21 protein-coding genes and 3 tRNA genes are annotated in these 23,554 nt (G+C 64.7%); 8 read left to right on the top strand and 16 right to left on the bottom strand.

The genetic code is table 11. The annotated features are described in order from the left end of the window. The first annotated feature begins 210 nt into the window (after positions 1–210). Positions 211–2,046, top strand: a complete 1,836-nt coding sequence (locus AB3X94_RS00540) for an ABC transporter ATP-binding protein (protein ID WP_176105481.1) — start codon at positions 211–213, stop codon at positions 2,044–2,046. Between the two features lie 85 nt (positions 2,047–2,131). Here AB3X94_RS00540 and otsA read toward each other — a convergent pair whose 3' ends face one another. Together otsA and otsB are read right to left on the bottom strand one after the other, a co-directional pair. Then, a complete protein-coding gene (gene otsA / locus AB3X94_RS00535) occupies positions 2,132–3,610 on the bottom strand; it encodes an alpha,alpha-trehalose-phosphate synthase (UDP-forming) (RefSeq protein ID WP_176105480.1) in 1,479 nt (492 codons plus the stop codon). A gap of 52 nt (positions 3,611–3,662) precedes the next feature. After that, complete coding sequence (gene otsB, locus AB3X94_RS00530) at positions 3,663–4,412, bottom strand: trehalose-phosphatase (protein WP_176105479.1); 750 nt, start codon at positions 4,410–4,412, stop codon at positions 3,663–3,665. 473 nt (positions 4,413–4,885) lie between these two features. Here otsB and AB3X94_RS00525 point away from each other — a divergent pair, with 473 nt between their 5' ends. From AB3X94_RS00525 to AB3X94_RS00515, 3 genes are read left to right on the top strand one after another with little or no spacing between them, the layout of a single operon-like run. Beyond that, positions 4,886–5,512 carry an SCO family protein gene (locus AB3X94_RS00525; protein ID WP_176105478.1) on the top strand — a complete coding sequence of 209 codons (627 nt, stop codon included), beginning with the start codon at positions 4,886–4,888 and terminating at the stop codon, positions 5,510–5,512. Between the two features lie 28 nt (positions 5,513–5,540). Beyond that, a complete protein-coding gene (locus AB3X94_RS00520; RefSeq protein ID WP_176105477.1) occupies positions 5,541–6,002 on the top strand; it encodes a copper chaperone PCu(A)C in 462 nt (153 codons plus the stop codon). 39 nt (positions 6,003–6,041) lie between these two features. Beyond that, positions 6,042–6,926, top strand: a complete 885-nt coding sequence (locus AB3X94_RS00515) for a cytochrome c oxidase assembly protein (protein WP_176105476.1) — start codon at positions 6,042–6,044, stop codon at positions 6,924–6,926. 11 nt (positions 6,927–6,937) lie between these two features. On the opposite strand, the gene AB3X94_RS00510 is transcribed toward AB3X94_RS00515, so the two are convergent. From AB3X94_RS00510 to uvrC, 8 genes are all read right to left on the bottom strand, one after another. After that, positions 6,938–7,438 carry a GNAT family N-acetyltransferase gene (locus AB3X94_RS00510; protein WP_176105475.1) on the bottom strand — a complete coding sequence of 167 codons (501 nt, stop codon included), beginning with the start codon at positions 7,436–7,438 and terminating at the stop codon, positions 6,938–6,940. A 117-nt stretch (positions 7,439–7,555) separates the two neighbouring features. Continuing rightward, positions 7,556–8,536: a sensor domain-containing diguanylate cyclase gene (locus tag AB3X94_RS00505; protein WP_176105474.1), complete on the bottom strand. Its 981-nt coding sequence runs from the start codon at positions 8,534–8,536 to the stop codon at positions 7,556–7,558. A 141-nt stretch (positions 8,537–8,677) separates the two neighbouring features. Beyond that, entirely contained in the window at positions 8,678–9,427 is a 750-nt protein-coding gene (locus AB3X94_RS00500; RefSeq protein ID WP_368610555.1) for a TraB/GumN family protein, read from the bottom strand. 379 nt (positions 9,428–9,806) lie between these two features. After that, a tRNA-Cys gene (locus AB3X94_RS00495) sits at positions 9,807–9,880 on the bottom strand. Between the two features lie 129 nt (positions 9,881–10,009). Continuing rightward, positions 10,010–10,085, bottom strand: a tRNA-Gly gene (locus tag AB3X94_RS00490). A 63-nt stretch (positions 10,086–10,148) separates the two neighbouring features. Continuing rightward, a tRNA-Gly gene (locus AB3X94_RS00485) sits at positions 10,149–10,224 on the bottom strand. 197 nt (positions 10,225–10,421) lie between these two features. Next, a complete protein-coding gene (gene pgsA, locus AB3X94_RS00480; RefSeq protein ID WP_176105472.1) occupies positions 10,422–11,015 on the bottom strand; it encodes a CDP-diacylglycerol--glycerol-3-phosphate 3-phosphatidyltransferase in 594 nt (197 codons plus the stop codon). Between the two features lie 213 nt (positions 11,016–11,228). Then, positions 11,229–13,460, bottom strand: coding sequence for an excinuclease ABC subunit UvrC (gene uvrC, locus AB3X94_RS00475; protein ID WP_368610554.1), 2,232 nt, complete (start codon positions 13,458–13,460; stop codon positions 11,229–11,231). A gap of 255 nt (positions 13,461–13,715) precedes the next feature. On the opposite strand from uvrC, the gene earP reads away from it, so the two are divergent. From earP to AB3X94_RS00455, 4 genes are all read left to right on the top strand, one after another. Beyond that, positions 13,716–14,909 (top strand): elongation factor P maturation arginine rhamnosyltransferase EarP, encoded by a 1,194-nt coding sequence (earP, locus tag AB3X94_RS00470; RefSeq protein ID WP_368610553.1) that lies wholly within the window; start codon positions 13,716–13,718, stop codon positions 14,907–14,909. 392 nt (positions 14,910–15,301) lie between these two features. After that, a complete protein-coding gene (gene efp, locus AB3X94_RS00465) occupies positions 15,302–15,859 on the top strand; it encodes an elongation factor P (RefSeq protein ID WP_176105469.1) in 558 nt (185 codons plus the stop codon). A 274-nt stretch (positions 15,860–16,133) separates the two neighbouring features. After that, positions 16,134–16,340, top strand: coding sequence for a CsbD family protein (locus tag AB3X94_RS00460; protein ID WP_176105468.1), 207 nt, complete (start codon positions 16,134–16,136; stop codon positions 16,338–16,340). Positions 16,341–16,529: 189 nt separating this feature from the next. Beyond that, entirely contained in the window at positions 16,530–17,912 is a 1,383-nt protein-coding gene (locus AB3X94_RS00455) for a sigma-54 dependent transcriptional regulator (protein ID WP_176110284.1), read from the top strand. Between the two features lie 81 nt (positions 17,913–17,993). Here the strand turns inward: AB3X94_RS00455 and nagZ are convergent, their stop codons facing one another. The 6 genes from nagZ to rnc all read right to left on the bottom strand — a co-directional run bounded on the left by nagZ (position 17,994) and on the right by rnc (position 23,481). Continuing rightward, positions 17,994–19,022, bottom strand: a complete 1,029-nt coding sequence (gene nagZ / locus AB3X94_RS00450) for a beta-N-acetylhexosaminidase (protein WP_176105467.1) — start codon at positions 19,020–19,022, stop codon at positions 17,994–17,996. Between the two features lie 67 nt (positions 19,023–19,089). Then, complete coding sequence (gene acpS, locus AB3X94_RS00445) at positions 19,090–19,557, bottom strand: holo-ACP synthase (protein WP_176105466.1); 468 nt, start codon at positions 19,555–19,557, stop codon at positions 19,090–19,092. 24 nt (positions 19,558–19,581) lie between these two features. Further along, positions 19,582–20,346: a pyridoxine 5'-phosphate synthase gene (gene pdxJ, locus AB3X94_RS00440; RefSeq protein ID WP_176105465.1), complete on the bottom strand. Its 765-nt coding sequence runs from the start codon at positions 20,344–20,346 to the stop codon at positions 19,582–19,584. Further along, positions 20,343–21,257, bottom strand: a complete 915-nt coding sequence (recO, locus tag AB3X94_RS00435; RefSeq protein ID WP_176105464.1) for a DNA repair protein RecO — start codon at positions 21,255–21,257, stop codon at positions 20,343–20,345. Before recO ends, pdxJ begins: the two co-directional genes overlap by 4 nt. Then, positions 21,244–22,143: a GTPase Era gene (gene era, locus AB3X94_RS00430; RefSeq protein ID WP_050783920.1), complete on the bottom strand. Its 900-nt coding sequence runs from the start codon at positions 22,141–22,143 to the stop codon at positions 21,244–21,246. The genes recO and era overlap by 14 nt, the downstream gene beginning before the upstream one ends. Positions 22,144–22,197: 54 nt before the next feature. Beyond that, positions 22,198–23,481, bottom strand: a complete 1,284-nt coding sequence (gene rnc, locus AB3X94_RS00425; protein ID WP_176105463.1) for a ribonuclease III — start codon at positions 23,479–23,481, stop codon at positions 22,198–22,200. Between the last annotated feature and the right edge of the window lie 73 nt (positions 23,482–23,554).

Genomic DNA, 23,554 nt, shown 5'->3' with positions numbered 1-23,554 from the left:
ATCTGCCGGAAGGGCCCGTCGGCTGGTGTGTCGAGACGACGCAGATCGCGGAGGTCTATCGCGAAATCAATCGCGTCAAAGCCCGGATACACAGGGCGCAATCGTCTTTGCATGTTTACAATGCGAAGCATCGGCTTCACGGAGAGCCATGCTTGTCCGTGTGGTCCGCGCATTGCATGCACAACCCGCAACACATCGATCTCAGCTCAATTGGAACACTTGACCATCGCCCAGCGAAACGCCCAGAACGCAAAGCTCGCGAGCTATGCGCACCGGCCGCTTGCGTTTCTCTTCCGCTTTATCCGCCGTCATCCGGTCGCGCACGCGATCGTGCTGTGCAGCGTGTTTGCGGCCGTGGGCTGTGCACTCGCTTCGCAATACGCGATCAAACATCTGATCGACGTGCTCGGCGGTGGCCGCCATCATCCGGGGCCGTTGTGGGGCGCGTTCGCGATCCTTGTCGGCCTGATCGCCGCCGATAACCTGTTATGGCGGCTCGGCGGCTGGTTCGCCGCGCACACGTTCGTCGCCGTGACGGGCGATTTGCGGCGCGACCTGTTCCAGTACCTGAGCGGCCATTCACCGACCTACTACGCCGAAAAGCAGCCCGGCATGCTGGCAAGCCGCATCACCGCGACCTCGAACGCCGTCTACACCGCCGAAAACACCACCGCGTGGAACGTGCTGCCGCCCTGTATAGCCGTGCTCGGCGCGATCGTGATGATCATCTCGGTGAACCCGCTGATGGCCGCCGGCCTGATGCTGTGCTCGGCGATCCTGGCGGTCGTGCTGTACAAGCTCGCGGGCCGCGGCTCCGCGCGTCACCATAATTTTGCGACCAAGGCGGCATCGGTCGACGGCGAGCTCGTCGACGTGATCAGCAACATGGGCCTCGTGCGCGCGTTTGGCATGACGTTCCGCGAACAGCAACGTTTTGCGTCAACGGTCAAGTCGGAAATGGACGCGCGCCAGCAAAGCCTGCTGTACCTGGAAAAGCTGCGTCTGCTGCACGCCGTGATCACCGCGCTGCTGTCGGCCGGCCTACTCGGTTGGGCGCTGTGGCTGTGGGACCAGGGCCGCGCGACTTCGGGCGACATCGTGCTCGTCAGCTCGCTCGGTTTCACGATCCTGCACGGCACGCGCGATCTCGCGGTCGCGCTCGTCGACGTCACCCAGCACGTCGCGCGACTCGCGGAGGCGGTGCGCACGCTGCTCGAACCGCACGGCATGCCCGATCGCGACGACTCGACCGAACTCGTGCCCCAGGGCGGCCGCGTCACGTTCGACGGCGTCACGTTCGCCTATCCGCGCCGCCGGCCGATCCTCGATCACTTCGACCTCAATATCGAGCCGGGCCAGCGCGTCGGCCTGATCGGCAAGTCGGGCGCTGGCAAATCGACGGTGCTCGCGCTGTTGCAGCGCTTCTACGAAACCCAGGGTGGCGCGATCAAGATCGACGGCCAGGACATCGCGTCGATCACTCAGGACAGCCTGCGTCACGCGATCGCGCTGGTGCCCCAGGACATTTCCCTGTTCCATCGCACGGTGTACGAGAACATCGCGTACGGCCGCCCGGAAGCGAGCCGCGAGGAAGTGCTCGCCGCAGCGCGCGAGGCGCGTTGCGCGGACTTTATCGAAGCAATGCCAGAAGGCTACGACACGATCGTCGGCGACCGCGGCGTGAAGCTGTCGGGCGGCCAGCGCCAGCGCATCGCGATTGCGCGCGCGATTCTGAAAAACGCGCCGATCCTGCTGCTCGACGAAGCCACGTCAGCGCTCGACAGCGCGTCCGAGGAAGCGATCCAGAAGGCGCTCGACCGCCTGATGGTCGGTCGTACCGTGATCGCGATCGCACACCGTCTATCGACGCTGAACAACTTCGACCGGATCATCGTGATGAGCGCCGGAAAGGTCATCGACGACGGCTCGCCGGAAGAACTGCGTCAGCGTCCGGGCCTCTATCGCGACCTGCTCGCCAAGCAGTATGGCAAGGGCCAGACGCTGCATATCGGCGGCAAGAAAGTCGACGAACAGCACGTGGCCTGACGCCACGCAGGGTCCAGGCGCTGCGCGCCGCATGCAAAAAGCCGCTCCAGGGAGCGGCTTTTTCCTGTCTGGCTTCGCGGCTAGCTTAGCCGGTCACGCGCTCGCGCGCCGCCCTCTTCCGCCCGGCGTGACCCGCACCCGTGGCCGCGCGCGCCTTCCCGCTTCTAGCGCGCTTCGCGCCATCGACGCTCTGCAGATCGCGCATGAAGTTATCGCGCCACACCGACACGTTGTTCTCGCGCAGCTGCGCCATCATGTCGCGATAGCGCGCCTGGCGCTCGGCGAGCGGCATGTCGAGCGCCTGCGCCAGCGCCTCCGCCATGCCGTCGATATCGACCGGATTGACGATCAGCGCGCCGTCGAGCTCCTGCGCCGCGCCCGCGAAGCGCGACAGCACCAGCACGCCGGGATTCTCCGGATCCTGCGCCGACACGTATTCCTTCGCGACGAGGTTCATGCCGTCTCGCAAAGGCGTCACATAGCCGACGTGCGCGGTGCGGAACAGCGCCGCCAGCACCGAGCGCTCGTATTGCTTGTGGATGTACAGGATCGGCGTCCAGTCCAGCTCGGCGAAACGCCCGTTGATCCGTCCCGACTCGCCTTCGAGCTGCAGCCGGATGTCCTGATACGCGTGCAAGTCGGCGCGCGTCGGCGGCGCAATCTGCAGGAACGACACCTTGTTGCGCTGCGCGGCCGTATGCTCGAGCAGGCGCTCGAACGCGCGGAATCTCTCGACCAGCCCCTTCGAATAATCGAGCCGGTCGACGCTCATGATCAGCTTGCGCGAATGCAGCGTCGCCTTCATCGTGCGCACCGGCTTGCCGCGCTCGCCCGCCTTCGCGAGCTCGGCGATTTCGTCCGGATAGACGCCGATCGGATAGGCCGACGCGCGCAGCGTGCGGCCGAACGCATTCACGGTGAGCGGACCTTTCGGCGACGCGTCGATCGAGCCGCCCGCCTCGTTAATGACGTAGTCGCAGAACGCGCGCAGATCGGGGCCGGTCTGGAAGCCGAGCAGGTCGAACGAGCACAGCGCCTCGACGAGCTCGCGATGCGGCGGCACCGTCAGCAGCACCTGCGCGGCCGGAAACGGAATGTGCAGGAAAAAGCCGATGCGGTTCTTCACCCCTGCCGAGCGCAGCGCCTGCGCGAACGGGATCAGGTGATAGTCGTGCACCCAGATCACGTCGTCTTCGCGCAAGAGCGGCACGAGTTGCTGCGCGAGCCACGCGTTGACGCGGCAGTAGCCTTCGAAGTCGTGCCGGTCGTAGTGCAGCAGGTCGGAACGATAGTGGAACGCGGGCCACAGCGTCGCGTTCGAGAAACCGCGATAGTACTGATCGTAGTCGCGGCGCATCAACGGGACGGTCGCGAAAGTCACCGGACCGCGCTCCTCGAGCTTGATCTGCGGCTGGCCGGAGCTGAGCACGTCGCCGCTCCAGCCGAACCACATGCCGCCGGTCTCTTTCAGCGCGTCGTACACGCCGACCGCCAGACCGCCCGCCGCCGGGCCGCCCTCCGAAATGGGCGCCACCCGGTTCGAAACAATGATCAGTCGGCTCATGAAGCGCGATTCCCGATGCAGTATGTTGTTTTCGTTGAACGTCGCGCCGGCGTCATGCGCCGCGCGCCGCCGCGACAATCGCTTCGAGCCAGTCGAGCAGTGACGACACCGACTCGACGCGCGTGCGCGCCATCGTTTCGCCCGCGCCAACCTTGATCGACAGACCGCCACGTTCGTTGACGACCGCGAAGCCCTTCTCGTCGGTCAGATCGTCGCCGGCGAACACGGGCGTGCGGCCGGTGAACGGTAGCTCCTCCAGGAACGCGCGTGTCGCGCGGCCTTTGTCGACGTCCTTCGGCTTGATCTCGTAGACCATCTTGCCGGGCTGCAGCACGTACGACGCGGGGTAATCGGCGACGAGCCGCTCGGTTGCCTCGCGCGCGACCGGCTCGCGGTCCGGCGCATTGCGGTAGTGCAGCGCGAGCGCCGCGCCCTTGATCTCGAGCAGCATGCCCGGGTGCTCGTTGACGACTTGCGCGAGCACCTGCTCCATGCGCAACAGGCGCTGGTCGTGAAAGCCGATGCGCTGCGTGTCGCCGTTCGCATCGCGCCGCTCGGCGCCGTGCAGACCAGCGACCGGCAGATCGGGCATGCCGAGAAAACTGTCGATGCTGTCGATGCCGCGCCCGGACACCACCGCGACCGCGCCATTCGTCAGGCTGCGCAGTTCGCGCAGCAGGTCGATCACGCGCGGCTGCACGAGCACGCCGTCCGGCGTGGGGGCGAGTTCGACGAGCGTGCCATCGAAGTCGAAGAAAAATGCCGTCTCGCTCGGAGACAGAACAGCCGGAAGTGCTTGCATCGCGTGGGTTCGCCTTTCAGCCATCTGGGGCCGGAAAAGTGTGCGCATCTTACCGCGCATCGGTCAATTTTTCGAGAAAGTAAGCCGGGACTCAAGCCTGGCGCGACGTTTGCCCGCCCGCTCGCGGCGATTGCATTCAAAAGCGCAACGATCGGGCTTCGCCCGACTTTCAGCCTGCTGCGTCAAATTGACTCGCAAATCGTACGCCCGGCGCGCCGCGCGACGCTGGCGCCAATTTTGCGCTACAGTCGCTGCCACACAGACCGTCGGCGTAATGCGCATCGTTGCACCTGCCGCTCAATTGCGTGTCGCGCGCGAAACTTGCACGGCATGATCGGGCGACGGTGCGCCTCCCCGCTCCATCGATTCGTGTGGCCTGCTCCCCAATCGAGTCATTGAACCCCGCTTTGTTCCCGATCTTTCCACCCCAGCGCCCGCAGCCAACGCTGTCCCGCTCACGATCCAACCGGTCCATGCACCGGTTGACGCACGGGGTGGCACGCCGGTTTGCGGCGGCAGCGGCGCTGGGCACGCTGGTCGCGCTCGCCACACTGACCGGTTGCACGCAGCGCGCCGAGCCGTGGCGGTTGACCAACGTGACGGGGCACCTGCCGGATCTGGACTTTACGTTGACCGACGACACCGGCCGGCCCGTCAGCGCCGCTTCGTTCAAGGGCCGCACCTCACTGGTCTACTTCGGCTACACGCATTGCCCGGACGTCTGCCCCGAAACGATGGGCCGTCTGATGCAGGTGCTGGGCAAGCTCGGCCCCGAGGCGCAGAAAGTGCGCATCCTGTTCATCACCGTCGATCCCGCGCGCGACACGCCGCAGGCCTTGCACGACTACGTCGGCGCGTTCGACGCGCAGCACGCCGAAGGGCTGACCGGCACCGACTGGCAGATCGAGTCGCTGGCGCAGCGCTATCGTGTTGCGTATCAGATGGAAAAGCGCGACCCGAACGGCAACTACGAGGTCACGCACAGCTCCGCCGTCTATGTGTTCGACAGTCAGGGCCACGCGCGCCTGCTCGCCACCGATCACGACACACCCGATGCGATTGCGAAGGACTTGCGCCGCATCATCGATGACCAATCCTGATTCTTCTTTGATCCCACTCCATTCCATCATGACGATCAAGCTCAGACCATTCGCTTCCCTCGCCTGCACGCTCGTGCTGTCTTTCGGCGTCGCGTCCGCCGCGCACGCGGCTGATGCTCACGCGATCAGCATCAAGGACGCGTGGGTCCGCTGGCTGCCGAACAACCTGCCTGCGGCCGGCTATGCGACGCTCGTCAACGCGAGCGACAGGCCGATCGACCTCGTTGACGTATCGAGCGACGACTACGGCGACGCGATGCTGCATCAAACCGTATCGAACGGTTCGACCCAGAAGATGGTGATGGTCGACAAGCTGACGGTGCCCGCGCATGGCCAGGTCGCGATCACGCCGGGCGGCTATCACCTGATGCTCGAGGACGCGAAGCACAAGATCGCGCCGGGCGACACCGTGCATCTGACGCTGAAGTTTTCCGATGGCGAAACGTTGAGCGCGCCGTTCGCGGTCAAAGGGCCGGGCGAGACCAAGTAAGCGGCAACACGGGCCGCCGCCACCGCACACGCCATCGCCATGAACCTGCTCTACTGGCTCGATCCCTGGGAGTTTTCGCCGACCGTCGTGATCGCGTTGCTGATTCCTGCGATCCTGTTCGTGCGCGGCGCGCGCAAGGCGCGGCTGTCGTTCGCGCGGCGTCTGTCTTTCTGGTTCGGGCTGGTCGCGCTGTATGTCGTGCTGCATACACGGCTCGATTATTTCTTTGAGCATGAGTTCTTCATGCATCGATTGCAGCATCTGGTGCTGCATCACCTCGGGCCGTTCTTCATTGCGCTGTCGTATCCAGGCGCGGCGTTGCGCGCGGGCATTCCATTGCGCTGGCGACAGCGCTTCGTGCGGCCCGCGCTGCAAACTCCGCTCGTGCGCGGGGCGCTCGACGTGGTCATGCACCCGGTCGTGGCGGTCACGCTATTCGTCGGGCTGATCTATTTCTGGCTGCTGTCGCCGATCCATTTCATCGCGATGCTCGACTGGCGGATCTATCGCGTGATGAACTGGAGCATGGCGATCGACGGCCTGCTGTTCTGGTGGCTCGTGCTCGATCCGCGTCCGGCGCCGCCCGCGCGTCTGTCGCCGGGCAAGCGCGTGCTCGTCGTCATTGCGGCGATTCCGCCGCAGATCATCCTCGGCGCGTTCATCTTCTTTACGCCGCACGAGCTGTATCCGATCTATTCGATCTGCGGCCGCGCGTTCACATGGCTGAGCCCGATGCGCGATCAGCAGATCGGCGGGCTGCTGCTATGGATTCCGGGTTCGATGATGAGCGTGGTCGGCGCGCTGATCGCGCTGCGTCACTGGATGCGGCTGTCGGCGCGCGGACGCCTGCGTGCCGAGCGGCGTGCGAAAGCGGCGCGCGGGCTCACGCATGCGGTGTCGACGACCGCGAACGGGCCTCGCTGACCCGCTCGCGTTCAGGGCGAGCGCATCCACACATGCGGGATGCCGTCTTCGTCGTGAATCTCCGAGACCGGCTCGAAGCCGAACGCACCGTAAAAGCCTTGCAGATGCGCCTGCGCGTGCAGACGGATCGGCGTATCGGGCCACTGCGCACGAATATGCGCGAGCGAGCGTTCGAGCATCGTATTGCCGAGACCGATGCCGCGAAACGACGCGGTGGTCAACACCCGGCCGATGCGTACGTCGGCATCCGTCGCATCGGGCAACAACACGCGCAAATAGCCGGCCAACGGCGGCAGCGCCGCGTCGCCGCCGGTGCCATACGCGAGCAGATGCCAGGCTTCGACATCGAGCCCATCGATATCGCCATACACGCAGTTCTGTTCGACGACGAACACCGCGCTGCGGGCGGCCAGCATCTCATAGACTTCGACGCTCGTGAGGTCCGCGAACGGCTTCCAGCGCCATTCGAGTTGGGCGAGCCGCGCGGCGGCGGTGTGCTGCAAATCAGTCATCGGTAGCTTTCAGGTCAATGCGCGACAGCGCGGGCAACGATCCGCAATTATGCCGCGCGTGCCTGTGTCGGGCCATCGCGCGAGTCGGCTGGAGATTGGCCGCGGGCCGGGCGCCCGTCAGTGCCGTTGCGCCGAGCGCGCCTTCGACGCCTGCTTGTGGCTATACATCGCCGCATCGGCCGCGGCGAGCAGTTCGGCGACCGTGCCGTGGCGCGTCGGCTCGTACGTCACCTGGCCGACGCTGAAGTGGATCTGATAGCCGCGCAGCAACTCGGCATTGCGCTGGTCGAGCAGGTGCTCGAGACGCTGCGTCACTTCATGCGTCTCCGCGTTGCTGGCGCCGGTCAGCAGCGCGACGAACTCGTCGCCGCCGAGCCGCCCGATCACGTCGCTTTCGCGCAGCGCAGCGCGTAGCACCTCGGCGAAGGCTTGCAGCGCGCGGTCGCCCTCGGCGTGTCCGAGCGTGTCGTTGATCTGCTTGAAGTCGTTCAGATCGAAGAACAGCAGCGACGCCGGCTTATTCATGCGCCGACAGACGTTCAGCGCGTGTTGTGCGAGCACTTCGAAACCGCGTCGGTTCGACAGCAGCGTGAGGTCGTCGAGCGTGGCCAGCTGGATCGCGGCGAGTTCCTGTTCGGCCATGCGCGCGAGGTCGCGCAGCAACGCGCGATCTTCGTCATCGAGCATGCGCGGCTTCGTGTCGAGCAGGCACAGCGTGCCGACCTTGCCGCCGTTCGCAACCTGCAGCGGACAGCCTGCGTAGAAGCGGATGTGCGGTTCGTCGGTGACGAACGGATTGTCGTTGAAGCGCGGATCGGCGAGCGTGTCGGGCACCATGAAAATATCGTCGCCGAGAATGGCGTGCGCGCAAAACGACACGTCGCGCGAGGTCTCGCTCTCCTCCAGGCCGATGCACGATTTGAACCACTGCCGGTTCGCATCGACGAGACTGACGACGGCGATCGGCACACCGAATAGCCGCCGCGCGAGGCGGGTCAGGCGATCAAAGCGCTCTTCCGGCGCCGTGTCGAGAATATGCAGTGCGTGCAATCCGTCGAGACGGGCGCTTTCATTGCTGGGGATCGGAGGAACGAGCATGGAGTGAGGTCGGCGGGTGTCGGATGTTCTGAGGGGTAAGGATTAGTGTATAGCGGCATTCCGGCGCGTGGAATTGAGGAAACGGCCAGTCGTCCGGGCGGTCGACACGGCCGTGTGCAGTCGCGAAATCCGCGCACGCGCTCAGAACACTGCTTGCAGGGGTCGCGCGAGACAGTCGAGCAGATTGTCGGGACCGCACAGATGCAGCGCGCCGACGACCACCAGCGTGCGCTCGTGCACGTCCAGCAATTCGTTCAGCCGCGCGGCCCATGCGCGATTGCGCACGTCGAGAATCGCCTGACGGATGCCGGGCAGATTGAACATCGGCGATTCGACGGCGATTTGCTGTATCGCTTGCAGATCGCCGTCCAGCCACGCCGCGTGCATCCGTTCGAGCGTGCGCTGCGGCTCGCCACGATCGGCCATCAGCATGTCGAGCGCGGCGGCAATGGCTTCGAGCGGAATCGATTCGAGCGTGACGGCGACGTCCTGTGCGGACTCGAGATAGCGGTACGGCTTCGCCTGCGCGATCGCCGAGCGCAACATGCGCGGCTCGACACCCTCGACGACCTGCTGCAGCAGCGTAGGCGCGACGATCAGCGCGGCCCACGGACGCAGTGTTTCAAGCGGCGCGAGCAGACCATCGGTTGGCCATAGCACGTGCAGTTGGGTCCAGGCCTCGTCGCGCATCAAGGGTCGCAGTTGTGCGGCAGCGGGGTGTGCGTCGGCTTTGAGAAACGGCAGGATCGTCGCTGGATACGACTCGAATACGAGCGTCTCAGCCCAGTCATAGGCGTCGGCGATCCATGGCGGCGTTCGACGGCTCGTCGCGGGAAACAGATGCATCGAGCCGAGCAAGCGGACCTGTGTGCCGGTGAGGTGGAAATACATGCGGCTTCAATGAGAGCGGGCGATGACGGTGCTGTGATTCTATCGTCCGTTCCGGATGCGGCGCGCCGACGTGCTTTGTCCTTCTCCGCGAGCCGGACACGCCATTAATCAGAATGCGCTGCTCATGTGTGAGCCGGAGTCAAACCCGGCAATAGCGATACACCGAAAAATGCGGTCATGCTGGTTCCTGAACAACGCTGCCCTGCCGCCAATCAAATCCACTCTCCGTTTCTGATTGATTCGAAGCGACGTCTACAGCACGCGATGGGATCGACCGGTTCGCTCACATCGCTGACGACGGTCGGCAAAAGCTGGCAAAAGAGGAAATAGAAAAAAGAAAAGCCCCGACAAGTCGGGGCTTTCGCTTTACATCAAAGACTGGAGGCGCGAGCCGGAGTCGAACCGGCCTAAACGGCTTTGCAGGCCGCTGCATAACCGCTTTGCTATCGCGCCGCAAGCGGACTGGAACCTAGATACGGGTTCGCAGATTTATCTGGTGGTCACCAGAAGAACCGAAGCTCTGGAAAGTTCAGAACGACCGGCCTTCCAAACAAAAAGGGAAGCGTTGCTTCCCCTGATGTATGGAGCGGGAGACGAGGCTCGAACTCGCGACCTCAACCTTGGCAAGGTTGCGCTCTACCAACTGAGCTACTCCCGCATTGAACTGCTTCACACCGCGCTGCGTTTTTTACTTCGCCAAACAACGCGATGCTTCGAAAACTGGAGCGGGAAACGAGGCTCGAACTCGCGACCTCAACCTTGGCAAGGTTGCGCTCTACCAACTGAGCTATTCCCGCGTCGTACTGCATTTACTGCTACTGCCTTACTGCGTCTCCGGTGTTTCGCGTTGCGTGCATCGGAGAAACGAGATTATGGAGAAACGACTGAAACGTGTCAACCCCCTTTTGACCCATCTGTTTTAAAGAAATATTTCGCTCGTTAGCGAAGGGTTCGAACACACTTTTGCGTCCGCGCGCTCCTTTTGTTCACGCCGTCACGCGACACCACCGCGCTCACGAATCTGCGGCCACGCGAGCTTCATGTAGTACAGCATCGACCAGATCGTCAGGAACGCGGCCAGATAGATCAGCCACAGGCCCCACACCCGGGTGTCGACCGTCACGCCGCCGCCGAGCGGCAGCGGACCATAGAACAGCAGCATCGGAATCGCGACCATCTGGCAAGCTGTCTTGAACTTGCCGAGCGAGTTCACAGCAACGCTCTTCGATGCGCCGATCTGCGCCATCCATTCGCGCAGCGCCGAGATTGCAATTTCGCGTCCGACGATCACGAGCGCGATCGCCGAATCGATCCGCGCGAGCTGCACGAGCACGAGCAGCGCCGCAGTGACCATCAGCTTATCGGCGACTGGATCGAGAAACGCGCCGAATGCCGAGGTCTGATTCCATTTGCGGGCCAGAAAGCCGTCGAACCAGTCGGTGAGCGCCGCCAGGATGAAGATCGTCGCGGCTGCGAGATTGCGGTGCGCGGGGCTCATCATCATGTCAGGTAAATAGTACACACCGACGACGAGCGGAATCAGCACGATCCGCAGCCAGGTCAGGAATATCGGGAAATTAAACGGCATGGGGCAGGCGCAGCGTCTGACGAGTGAGTTGCAATTGTGCCGTGTCGCAAGGCCTGCCACAAGCAAGCGGGCCGGGCATGGCCGCGCGGAGGCGGCAAGCGGGCCGCGCGCCCGGCGCGTGGTTCGCGGACGCGCCAGCCGGCACATCCGCTGCGCGACGCGTCGGCTCCAGCGGGCCGTGGTACCGATAACAGCGCAACGCGGCTCGTCGATTCAATGCAGTTGCCGGTAGATCTGCTCGGCGAGCGCCTGCGAAATACCTTCAACGCTCGCGAGATCCTCGACGCTCGCCGCCACCACACCGCGCAAGCCGCCAAACCGCGCGAGCAGGCGCTGACGCCGCTTGGCCCCCACGCCTTCGAGTTCTTCGAGCCGCGAGGTCTGGCGCGTCTTGCCGCGTTTGGCGCGCATGCCGGTGATCGCGAAGCGGTGCGCTTCGTCGCGGATCTGCGCGACCAGCATCAGCGCGGCGCTTTCCTTGCCGAGTTCGAGGGGCGCACGGCCGTCGGCGAAAATTAGCGTCTCGAGACCGACCTTGCGCCCCTCGCCCTTCGCGACGCCGACCAGCATGCCGGTATCGAGCCCCAGCTCCGTGAACACCTGCCGAGCGATCTCCACCTGCCCCTTGCCGCCGTCGATCAGCACGATGGTCGGCAGCACGCCGCCGGCTGCGGCAGGCTCGGCGGCATCGGCGGCTAGCGACGGATCGGCGGCCGCGTCGCTTTGCGATTCGGCGGCTTCGTCGCTCGCATTCGCGGCGGCTTGCGCGACCATCTTTTCGTAGCGGCGCGTGAGCACCTGGCGCATCGCCGCGTAATCGTCACCGGGCGTGATGCCGGTGATGTTGTAGCGGCGATACTCGGACGACTGCATCTTGTGATGGTGATAGACGACGCACGACGCCTGCGTCGCCTCGCCCATCGTGTGACTGATGTCGAAGCATTCGATGCGCAGATGCGCGAGGTCGTCGCATTCCATGCCGAGCGTGTCGGTCAGCGCGCGAGTGCGCGCCTGCTGCGAGCCCTGCTCGGAGAGCAGCCGCGCGAGCGCGAGCCGCGCGTTCTGCTCGGCCATCGCGAGCCACGCGCGCCGCTGTCCCTGCGGTTGACGCAGCACGCTCACCTTGTGGCCCGCCTGCTCGATCAGCAAGTCGACGAGTTCGCGCGCCGGCGCGTGGCTGACCACCAGCACCGGCGGCACGCGATTGCCGAGGTAATGCTGCGCGATGAACGCTTCGAGCACTTCGGATTCGACGCCGCCGGGCGCGCGGCCTTTGCGCCCCTTCGCCGCCGGGCCGGATTCTGGGTTCCCGTCGGCGCCTTCGTCCGTGCCTTCGTCGCTGATGGCGTCCGCGGTCGCTTCGGTAGCCTCGTCGAGCGCTTCTTCGTCACTACCATCGGTGTCTTCGTCTTCCGATGGCATGTCCTGCGCGATCGCGAGCGCATCGGCCGTGGCCCTCGCCGCTGCGGCCGACGGCGCGACTGCTTGCCCACCCGCCGATGCATCGTCCTGATCGCCGTCTTCTTCCAGCCCGCCTTCTTCCGCCGTCAACGCGCTCTCCACGTGCGCGGGAAAGTACGCCTTGTCGCCGAGATGCCGCCCGCCGCGCACCATCGCGAGATTCACGCACACGCGGCCGCCCTGCGCGACCACCGCGAGAATGTCGACGTCGCTATCGCTGCCGACTTCGATCGCCTGTTGATGCAGCACCGTCGACAGCGAGCTCATCTGGTTGCGCACCGCCGCGGCCTGTTCGAACTTGAGCTCGCTCGCGAACGCGTGCATCTTCTGCTCGAGCTCTTTCATCACCTCGCCTTGGCGGCCGAGCAGAAAGCGCGACGCGTTGGCGACGTCGCGCGCGTAGTCCTCTTCGCTGATATTCGCAACGCACGGCGCCGTGCAGCGGCCGATCTGATGCAGCAGACACGGCCGCGTCCGGTTGTTGAACACCGAGTCCTCGCAGGTGCGCAACTGGAACACGCGCTGCAGGATCTGGATGCTCTCGCGCACCGCCCACGCGCTCGGGAACGGACCGAAGTACTGGTTCTTGCGATCGACCGAGCCGCGGTAATAGGCCATGCGCGGAAATTTGTGGCCGGTCAGCTTCAGATAGGGGTACGACTTGTCGTCGCGAAACAGGATGTTGTACCGCGGCGTGAGCGCCTTGATCAGGTTGTTTTCGAGCAGCAGCGCCTCGGCCTCGGAACGCGTGACCGTCGTCTCGATGCGCGCGATGCGCGTGACCATCATCGCGATACGCGGCGACAGCTGCGTCTTCGTGAAATAGCTCGATACGCGCTTCTTCAGATTGCGCGCCTTGCCGACGTAGAGCACCACGCCGCTCATGTCGTAATAGCGGTACACGCCGGGCAGATGCGGCAGTTGGGCGAGCACTTTTTTCGGCTCGAAGGTGTCGGGGGCGTCGGTTGCTTCGGGTTCGGTCATGCGGGATCGATTGGGGTGGGACTGTCTCGCGCTGCCTCGCCGATTGCACCGATTGCGCCGATTGCGCCGATTGCGCCGGCGGGTGCCCGGCACCATGCACCGGGGGTCGTGTCGCGCGTCGCGCCATGCGGCCCGCGTGGCGGACAAACGGCGCGCGCGATCGCGAGCGAGGCTTTAGAATCGCCAGTTTAGAACATTCCGCGTTCGTTCGAACCCGCTCCGCGTCGCCGGAGTCACCGAGCCAGCCGAGCCGCCATGTCCTCCGTCGCACCCGCTTCCGGATCACCCGCCGCCCCTGCCAACCCGATCGCCTGCGATATCTTCTGCGCGGTCATCGACAACTTCGGCGACATCGGCGTGTGCTGGCGTCTCGCGCGCCAACTCGCGCGCGAGCATGGCTGGCAGGTGCGCGTGTTCGTCGACGATCTGCATGCGTTCAAGAGGCTGTGCCCGTCGCTCGTGCTCGAGCGTGCGCGGCAAACGCTCGACGGCATTGTCATCGAGCATTGGCACGAGCCGTCCCATGCGGGCGACACGCTCGAAGTCGCCGACGTCGTGATCGAGGCGTTCGGCTGCGAACTGCCTCCCGTCTATATCACGGCGATGGCCGAGCGCGCGCGCACGCCGCTGTGGTTCAACCTCGAATATCTGAGCGCCGAGGACTGGATCGCCGATTTTCATTTGCGGCCGTCGCCGCATCCGCGCTACGCGCTCAGCAAGATCTTCTTTTTTCCCGGCCTCTGCCCCGGCACCGGTGGCGTCTTGAAGGAGCGCGATCTCGACGCGGCGCGCGCCGCGTTCGAAGGCTCGCCGGCCGCGCGCACCAACTGGTGGCGCAACGTCACGGGCCACGCGCCGCCGCCCGCCGACGCGACCGTCGTGTCGTTGTTCACATACGAAAACCCGGCCGTCGACAGTCTGCTCGAACAATGGCGCGACAGCGCAAGCCCAATCGTGCTGCTGGTGCCCGAAGGTCGCATTTCCGGCGCGCTCGCGCGTTTTTTCGGCCTACCGTCGTTTGCGGCGGGCACCCATGCGACGCGCGGCAACCTCAGCGCGCACGCACTCGCCTTCACCGAACAGCCGGGCTACGACGCACTGCTATGGGTGAGCGACATCAATTTCGTCCGCGGCGAGGACTCGTTCGTGCGCGCGCAGTGGGCCGCCAAGCCGTTCGTCTGGCACATCTATCCGCAGGCCGACGACGCCCATCTGCCAAAGCTCGACGCCGCGCTCGCGCACTACACGCGCACGCTGTCCAGGAACGCCCGCGCCGCGCTCGGGCGTTTCTGGCACGCGTGGAACGGCGCGGGTCAGCCGGACTGGGCGGAATTCCAGCGCCACTATCCGGCGCTTAAGCGGCGCGCCGCCGCCTGGGCGGTCGAACTCGCGCAAGTCGGCGATCTCGCCGGAAATCTGACCTCGTTCGCAAAAACTCAGTTAAAATAAGCGGTTATCCAACGGCCGACGACGCAAGCGCGGCCCGATTCGAGCAACAACCCCATGGTCAGCCCGTCTGACCGGTCCCCTCGAAAAACACAGCACGTGTCCCAATCTCCTGGTCGGGCACGCGAATGTCAAAAAAGGGACGTATGTTTGGGCGTGTTGCAGATCGGCGCCACTCGTGTACACGCCCGAACAGGGTAAAAACTCAGGTAACGGACAGGTGGAAACGCCGGGGCATCACGCCGCGATTTTCGCCGTGAGCCGGTCCCGTTTCACGCATCCGGGCTGCGGTCGCTTCGAGCGGCGCGCGGCAGGCGGTGGCGAAACGCCGAAGCCGCTTGGCACCTATGCCGTTGAGCAACAGTTAAGCTATTTATCTCGTACAGGACAGTTTTATGAAGACCGCACAGGAACTCCGCACCGGCAACGTCGTGATGATCGGCGCAGACGCAATGGTCGTGCAAAAGGCCGAATACAACAAATCGGGCCGTAACTCCGCCGTCGTCAAAATGAAGTTCAAGAACCTGCTGACCGGCGCAGGCATGGAAACCGTGTACAAGGCGGACGACAAGTTCGACGTCGTCGTGCTCGAGCGCAAGGAAGTGACGTACTCGTACTTCGCCGACCCGATGTACGTGTTCATGGACGCCGACTACAACCAGTACGAGGTCGAAGCCGAAATGATGGGCGACGCGATGAACTACCTCGAAGACGGCATGGCTTGCGAAGTCGTGTTCTACAACGAGAAGGCCATCTCGGTCGAACTGCCGACCACGCTGGTTCGCGAAATCATCTACACGGAACCGGCAGTCAAGGGCGACACGTCGTCGGGCAAGGTCCTGAAGAACGCCAAGCTGAACACCGGCTTCGAACTGCAAGTGCCGCTCTTCTGCAACATCGGCGACAAGATCGAAATCGACACCCGTACGCACGAGTACCGCAGCCGCGCCTAAACAGCGGCCTGCGTCACCCCGCCAGCGCCGGCGCCCTGCCGGCCTGCACCCAGAGCGCTCAATTTTTGGGCGCTTTTTCTTTTCTGTCGCGCCGTGTATGGTTTAGGAAAACTTTACCGGCAAATTTCTCAAAATTGCCATCGCGACATCCTGAATTCGCGTCGCGCGCGCGGCAGGCCCCTTGATCCATTTCATCCAAGCTTTTTGGCACGATCCCTGCTAGGTGGAGAGAGTTACGCGAGTACTGCTCAATTTCCACCGTGGGAGAGGCACCATGAACAACGACATTGCTGAAGGTAAATGGAAACAGATGGTCGGCAAGGCGAAGGCCGCATGGGGCGAACTGACCGACGACGAGCTGACCAAGGCCGAAGGCCGGGCCGACAAGCTCGCCGGTCTGATTCAGGAACGCTATGGCAAAACCCGTGAACAGGCGGAACTCGAAGTGCGCCGGTTTTTCGATAGCAACCGGGATTTCTGACAGGAGCAGTGAAGGAACTCCAGGCGCCGGCCCGCGCCGCTCAAGACGCAGTGCCGGCGGCTGTCGTTTTTTCACCGTACAAGGACCGTTCGTTTAGCCCTGTCATCGAGCCCCCAGGAGCCCGCGGTGCGCGCCATCAGCGTTGGCGGCGCGCCGGGCATTCAACCCATTCATAAAATTGCGCTCGCCATGCCACACGCCCTGATTGTTGAAGACGATCCCAATAGCCTGTCCGGGCTGTCGGCAATCCTCGCCGCCGACGGCTTTTCAGTCGACACCGCGACCACGCTCGCCGAGGCGCGCGGCGCATTGACGCGCTTCATTCCGGACGTCGTGCTCGTCGACCTGAATCTGCCGGATGGCAGCGGGCTCGATCTGTTGCAGCATCTGCCCGCGCATCCGCCAGGCGGCGCGCTTCCGGTGATCGTGATGACCGGCAATGCGACCGTCGAGAGTGCGATCGAGGGCTTGCGGCACGGTATCTGGGACTATCTGCTGAAGCCGGTCAACATCCCGCGTCTGCGCAGCCTGCTCGCGCGCATTCCGCGGCCTTATGAACTGACCGAGGAAGTCCAGGCGCTGCGCGCATCGCTGCGTCAACTGGGACGCTTCGGTTCGATGCTCGGCCGCAGCAGCACGATTCAGCACGTGTACGACACGATCGAGCGGCTTGCGCCGACCGAAGCGGCGGTGCTGATCTCCGGCGAAGCCGGCACCGGCAAGGAGATCGCCGCGCACACGCTGCACGACATGAGCCGCCGTCGCAAAGGCCCATTCGTCACCTTCGATTGCCGCGGCGCGGCGGCCGGCGGCCTCAATCGCTCGCTCGACAGCATGCTGTTCGGCCACGAACGCGGCGCGTTCGGCGGCGCCGAGCAGCGCGAGCCAGGCCTCTTCGAACAGGCGAGCGGCGGCACGCTGTTCATCAACGAAATCACCGAGTTGCCGCGCGCGCAGCAGGAAGCGCTGTTGCGCGCGCTCGATTCGCAGACCTTTATGCGCGTGGGCGGTAGCAACCAGATCGTGACCGACTTCCGACTGATCGCGTCGACGCGCAAACCGCCGCGCGCGGCGGTCGCGGACGGCTCGCTGCATCAGGACCTCGCGCTGCGTCTCGAGGCCGCCGCGGTCAACCTGCCGCCGCTGCGCGAGCGCGGCGAAGATCCGGTGCTGATCGCGCAGGCAGTCGTCGACGAACTGAATGTGGAAGCGACCGCGCGCGGCACGCCCGAGGTCGCGAAGCAGGCGGGGCCGAACTTCCTGCGCGAATGCCTCGCGTACGACTGGCCGGGCAACGTGCGCGAGCTGCAGGAACGCGTGCGGCGCGCCTATCAGGCATCGGGCGACGTGATCGAATCGTTGCGCGCCGACGAAGCCGGCACGGCCAACGGCCGCGAGCTGAACGGTAGCCGCGTGCAGGTGACGGTCGGCACGCCGCTCGCGGATGTCGAAGAAATGCTGATTCGAGCGACGCTCGATGCGGTCGGCGGCACGCGGCATCGCGCCGCGTCGTTGCTGGGAATCAGCCCGAAGACGCTGTATAACAAGCTGCAGCGCATGCGCTTGAACTGAGCGATTGCTCGACGACGGTTCGAGCCAGTCGAAGCTGATAAAGAAATGGCGCCTTGAATTGCTTCAAGGCGCCATTGCCATTTATGCAAAGGTACTGCGAAGCAGCTTCTGCGCTTCGGCGTACCGTGGCTCGGCCATCAGCTTGCTCCACGTGAGCGCCTTGCCGCGCGGCCGCATGCGCTTCAGCCGCCGCAGCGATTCCTTCGACGGCGTGACGCGCAGTGCGTCGAGCACCTTCTCCGCTTCGTCCGGCTGGTTGCAGACCAGCACCATGTCGCAGCCGGCCTCCAGCGCGGCTTGCGCGCCTTCGGTCAGCGTGCCGCCCTGGCGCGCGGCTTCCATCGATAGATCGTCGCTGAAGATCGCGCCTTCGAAGCCGAGCTTGCCGCGCAGGATGTCCTGCAGCCAGATGCGCGAGAAGCCGGCCGGTTTCGCGTCGACCGCCGGATAGACGACGTGCGCGGGCAGCACCGCGCCAAGCGACAGACCGAGCCAGTCGTACGGCGCGATGTCGTTGCCGAGGATCTCGTCGAGCGGGCGTTCGTCGACGGGCATCGCGACGTGCGAATCTGCCTGCGCGAATCCGTGCCCCGGAAAATGCTTGCCGCAGTTGCTCATGCCGGCGAGCGCGAGACCGTGATTGAGGCTCTTCGCGAGCAGCGCGACCACGCGCGGATCGCGATGGAACGCGCGATCGCCGATCACCTGCGAGTGCCCATAGTCCAGGTCGAGCACCGGCGTGAAGCTCATGTCGATACCGCATGCGCGCAATTCCGCGGCGAGGATGTAGCCGACCGCGGTCGTCACCTTCGTCGCGTGCAGCACGTCCTCGTCCCACAACGCGCCGAGCTTGCCCATCGACGGCAGCACCGTGAAGCCGTCGGTACGAAAGCGCTGCACGCGGCCGCCTTCGTGATCGACCGCGATCAGCAGATCCGGGCGAATCGCGCGGATCGCATCGGTCAGCGCGACCAGTTGCGCGCGGCTCTCATAGTGGCGCGCGAATAGGATCACGCCGCCGGTCATCGGGTGAGCGAGACGCCTTTTGTCATCGCGGTTCAGCGTTTTGCCGACCACGTCGAGCATCACCGGTCCGGGTGTGGTTTTCATCGAATTCCGCTGGAAAAGAGTCTGTCGCAAAGACAAACGCGACCGTCAGCGGCCGCGTTCAACGTTTTCATTCGGTGGCGGAGTGCGCGGACGAAGCCCGCGACGCCGACGCGGCAAACGAACCTTCCGTCTCGTCCGGCCGCTGCGTCTCGGCGATCACGAACGACACCGCGTAATCACGCTCGTCGCTGATCGTCACGCGCGCCGTGATGCCGCGCGCGTCGAGCCAGTCGGCCAGCTCGCCGGAGGCGACCACCATCGGCTCGCCGCTCGGCCGGTTCAGCGTCTGCAACGCGCGCCAGCTCATCGGCCAGTGCATGCCGAGGCCGATTGCCTTCGAGAACGCCTCTTTCGCCGAAAAACGTGTCGCGAGAAACGCGAGACCGCGCGCCGCCGAACGGGCCTGACGCGCGTGGTAGACGCGAAGTTCGTCGGGACCGAGCACCTTCTCAGCGAAACGGCCATTGGTGCGAGTCATCACCGCTGCGACACGGCTGACCTGAACGATGTCGGTGCCGATTCCGTAGATTGCCATGCGTGCGTCCGTCGCGAGATTGGGTTACGCGCGCGCGCCGAGACGCGCGGCGACCATGATCGCCTTCATCTCGCGCACCGCGTTGTCCCAGCCCGCGAAGATCGCGTGCGCGACGATCGCATGGCCGATGTTGAGTTCGACGATGCCGTCGATAGCCGCGATCTGCTGCACGTTCGTGTAGTGCAGGCCGTGGCCCGCGTTCACCTTGAGGCCGAGCGTCGTGCCGAATTCGACCGCGCGCACGATGCGCTCGTATTCGCGCTGCTGTTCGGCGGGATCGTGCGCTTCCGCGTAACGGCCGGTGTGCAGCTCGATCACCGGTGCGCCGGCTTCGTGCGCGGCGCGAATCTGCGTTTCGTCGGGATCGATGAACAGCGACACGCGCGAGTTGGCATCCGCCAGTTGCTTGCATGCGGCGCGCACCGCCTCGAACTGGCCGGCGACGTCGAGACCGCCTTCGGTCGTCAGCTCCGCGCGCTTTTCCGGCACGAGGCACACGTCGTGCGGCTGCACTTCGCACGCGATGTCGAGCATTTCGGCCGTGACCGCGCATTCGAGATTCATACGCGTTTTCAGCAGCGGACGCAGCTTGTGCACGTCGGCGTCGACGATATGCCGGCGATCTTCGCGCAGGTGCAGCGTGATCGCATCGGCGCCGGCTTCTTCGGCCATCAGCGCGGCGCGGATCGGATCGGGATAGGACGTGCCACGCGCGTTGCGCAGCGTGGCAACGTGGTCGATATTCACGCCGAGGTCGATCACGGTCGGCGAAGTCAGGAAGAAGCTCATAAGTTCTGCAGGTCGATCAGGATCTGGCGGGTAGCAAGCGGCGCGCCGCCGAGATAGGTGTTGAGCAGGAAGCGCATCAGCGTTTTGCTTTGCGCGACGGTCTGCGCTCGATGGTAATCGTCCTTTTCCATATCGAGCAAGGTTTGTCCCGATACCACCGGCCACTGCGCGGGCCATTCGTCCGATGCCTCGCGCACGCCGCGCTCGGGATCGAACACGTAGCGGCCGTCGGCGAGCACGGCCTTGCGCGCGACCGTGCGGTCGAGCGCCATCGCGTAGCCGGTCTCGCGCAGCAGCACGCGCTCGAACGAGCGCAGCACCTGCACCGGCGGCTCGTCGTGCGCAAGACGCGTCAGCGTGACGACGTAGTGATGGAACAACTGCGGATGCGGGTCTTCGCGCGCACAGAAGCGCACCAGCAGTTCGTTGACATAGAAACCGCACAGCAGCGCGTCGCCGGTCAGCGGCAGCATGCCGCCGACCCACTCGGCGCCGGTCAGCGTGCGCATTTCGGATTTGCCCGACCATGCGAGCGACAAAGGCTGGAACGTTTGCAGCACGCCGCGCAACGCGGAGTGCGGGCGCTTTGCGCCCTTCGCGACGAGCGCGAGACGACCGTGATCGCGCGACAGCACGTCGATGATCAGGCTGGTCTCGCGATACGGGTAGCTATGCAGCACGAACGCGGGCTGCTCGGTGATCCGGTATTCGGATGTGGAGGTGCGCGGCGCGCGACGCGCCGGCGCTTTGCGCGGCTCGCCATCGTCGGCGGGCGCGCTATTCGCGCTTTTCGCGCCTTTTGCCTGAGCCGACGACTTCCTCGCGCTACGCGCGGGCCGCGACGGCTCGTGCTCCGGTTGGTCCGGAGCCTCGTCTGAATGGAGCGTCATCCACGCGTCATTCGTACCCATACGCACGAAGCCCGGCTTCGTTGTCGGCCCAGCCGCTCTTCACCTTGACGAAGGTCTCGAGATACACCGGCCCGTCGAACAGCTTCGCCATGTCGAGGCGCGCCTCGGTGCTGATCTGCTTCAGCTTCGCGCCCTTCTGGCCGATGATCATCGCCTTGTGCGTGTCGCGATCGACGAGAATCGTCGCGAAGATACGGCGCAGCCGCCCTTCGGTTTCGAACTTGTCGATCAGCACGGTGCTGGTGTACGGCAGTTCGTCGCCGGTCCAGCGGAAGACTTTCTCGCGCAGGATTTCGGCCGCAAGGAAGCGCTCGCTGCGATCGGTCAGGTCGTCCTCGCCGTAGATCGGCTCGCCTTCCGGCAGGAACGGCTTGATGGTCGCCATCAGACGCTTGATGTCGTCGGTATTTTTCGCCGACAGCGGCACGATCTCGTTGAACTCGCGCAGCGTGCTCATCTGCTGCATGAACGGGAACAGCGAGTCTTTATCCGACACGCGATCGAGCTTGTTCGCGATCAGCAACGTCGGCACCTTCGCCGGAATCAGGTCGAGTACCTTCTGGTCGTCGGGGCCGAAGCGGCCTGCTTCGATGACGAACAGGATCGCATCGACCGAGGTCAGCGTCGACGTCACGGCGCGATTCAGCGAGCGGTTCAGCGCGCCGCTGTGCTTGGTCTGGAAACCGGGCGTGTCGACGAAGATGTACTGGGCGTCTTCGAGCGTGTTGATGCCGGTGATGCGATGGCGCGTGGTCTGCGCCTTGCGCGACGTGATGCTGACTTTCTGGCCGACCAGCGCGTTCATCAGCGTGGACTTGCCGACGTTCGGGCGGCCGACGATCGCGACCATGCCGCAACGAAAACCAGTGGGAGTGGGAGCGTTCATATTCGGACTACGGCAGGTTCAGGTCGGCGTGCGCGACGCGCACGCCGATGGCAATCAATGGCCCGCATCGGCGACGCGCGTTTGCACCGCGCCCGCGACGCCGGGTTCGTGTTCGGCAGGTGCGGCCGGGGCCGCCGAGACAACCGACGCGGGCGCGGCGGAAACGCTCGATGAGGTAGTGCCCGGCGCGGCTTCGCGGTTACGCTGACGCTCTGCGCTGCGCGCGTGTGACGGCGCGTCGGCTTTGAGGTCGGGGGTTTTGTCCGCTGTGTGTTTTTCGGCCGGCTTGTCGACAGGTTTCTCGCCTGAGTGCACCGAAACCTTGTCGGCTCTCTCCGCCTTTTCGGACTTCTCGGCGCGCTCCGGCTTGTCATGTCCGCTGTACTCCACATGCGCGGCACGGATGACAGCCAACGGCGCACCGGCGGCGCCCGGCGCTGCACGCTCGGCTGCAGGCCTTTCAACCGCTGACTTTTCCACGGCAGACTTGTCGGCGTGGGCTTCAACCGCAGCAGGCGCCCGCCCTTCACCGCGCGCGCTCTTGCGATCCGGTGTGCGTAAATCCAGTGCGGCCTGCACGCCGGTCACACCCGGCACGATGTCCTGCTCGGCGTTTTTCGCGGCGCGCGCGCTTTTCGAACGCTTCGGCTTCGCAACTACGGCAGGCGCCGCGGCCATTACTTCGTCGAGCGCTTTCTTTGCGGCCGCCTGCTCCGCCGCGCGACGGCTCGCGCCCGAGCCGGACACCTTGACGTCGAGCTTCGGCACCGTGCATTCGACTTCGAATTGCTGATTGTGCGCCGCACCATGGGTGGCGACGACCGTATAGGTAGGCAATGCAATCTTGTGGCCCTGCAGATACTCCTGCAGCAGCGTCTTAGCGTCCTTGCCGAGCGTACGCGGGTCGATATGATCGAGGATTGGCACGTAGAGGCGTTTGATGACCGTCTGCGCAGCGTCGAAGCCGCCGTCGAGAAATATCGCACCGAGCACCGCCTCGAGCGTATCCGCGAGGATGGACGGCCGGCGGAAGCCGCCGCTGCGCAATTCACCCTCGCCGAGGCGCAGGCCCTCGGAGATATTGAGTGCCTGAGCAATCTCGTAAAGGGACTGCTGTTTGACCAGATTGGCACGCACGCGCGACAGATCGCCTTCGTCGAGTTTGCCGAAACGTTGGAACAAAAGCGCAGCCACCGCGCAATTCAGAACGGAGTCGCCGAGAAATTCGAGCCGTTCGTTGTGCGTGGAGCTGTGACTGCGGTGTGTTAAAGCCTGGCGCAGCAATTCCGCATTGCGAAATTCATAGCGCAAACGGCTTTCCAACGGAGATAGAGGCATGGGCAGAGTATAACGCGGGCGCCTGACCCGGCGGAAAGGCGGGGCGCCAGAGGAAAAAGCGTGGCGAAGCGAC

This window comes from Paraburkholderia sp. BR10923 (genome assembly GCF_040948765.1).
Classification (GTDB): domain Bacteria; phylum Pseudomonadota; class Gammaproteobacteria; order Burkholderiales; family Burkholderiaceae; genus Paraburkholderia; species Paraburkholderia youngii.
The sequence above is the reverse complement of the archived record's forward strand: the minus strand, read 5'-3'. Positions and strand labels throughout refer to the sequence as shown.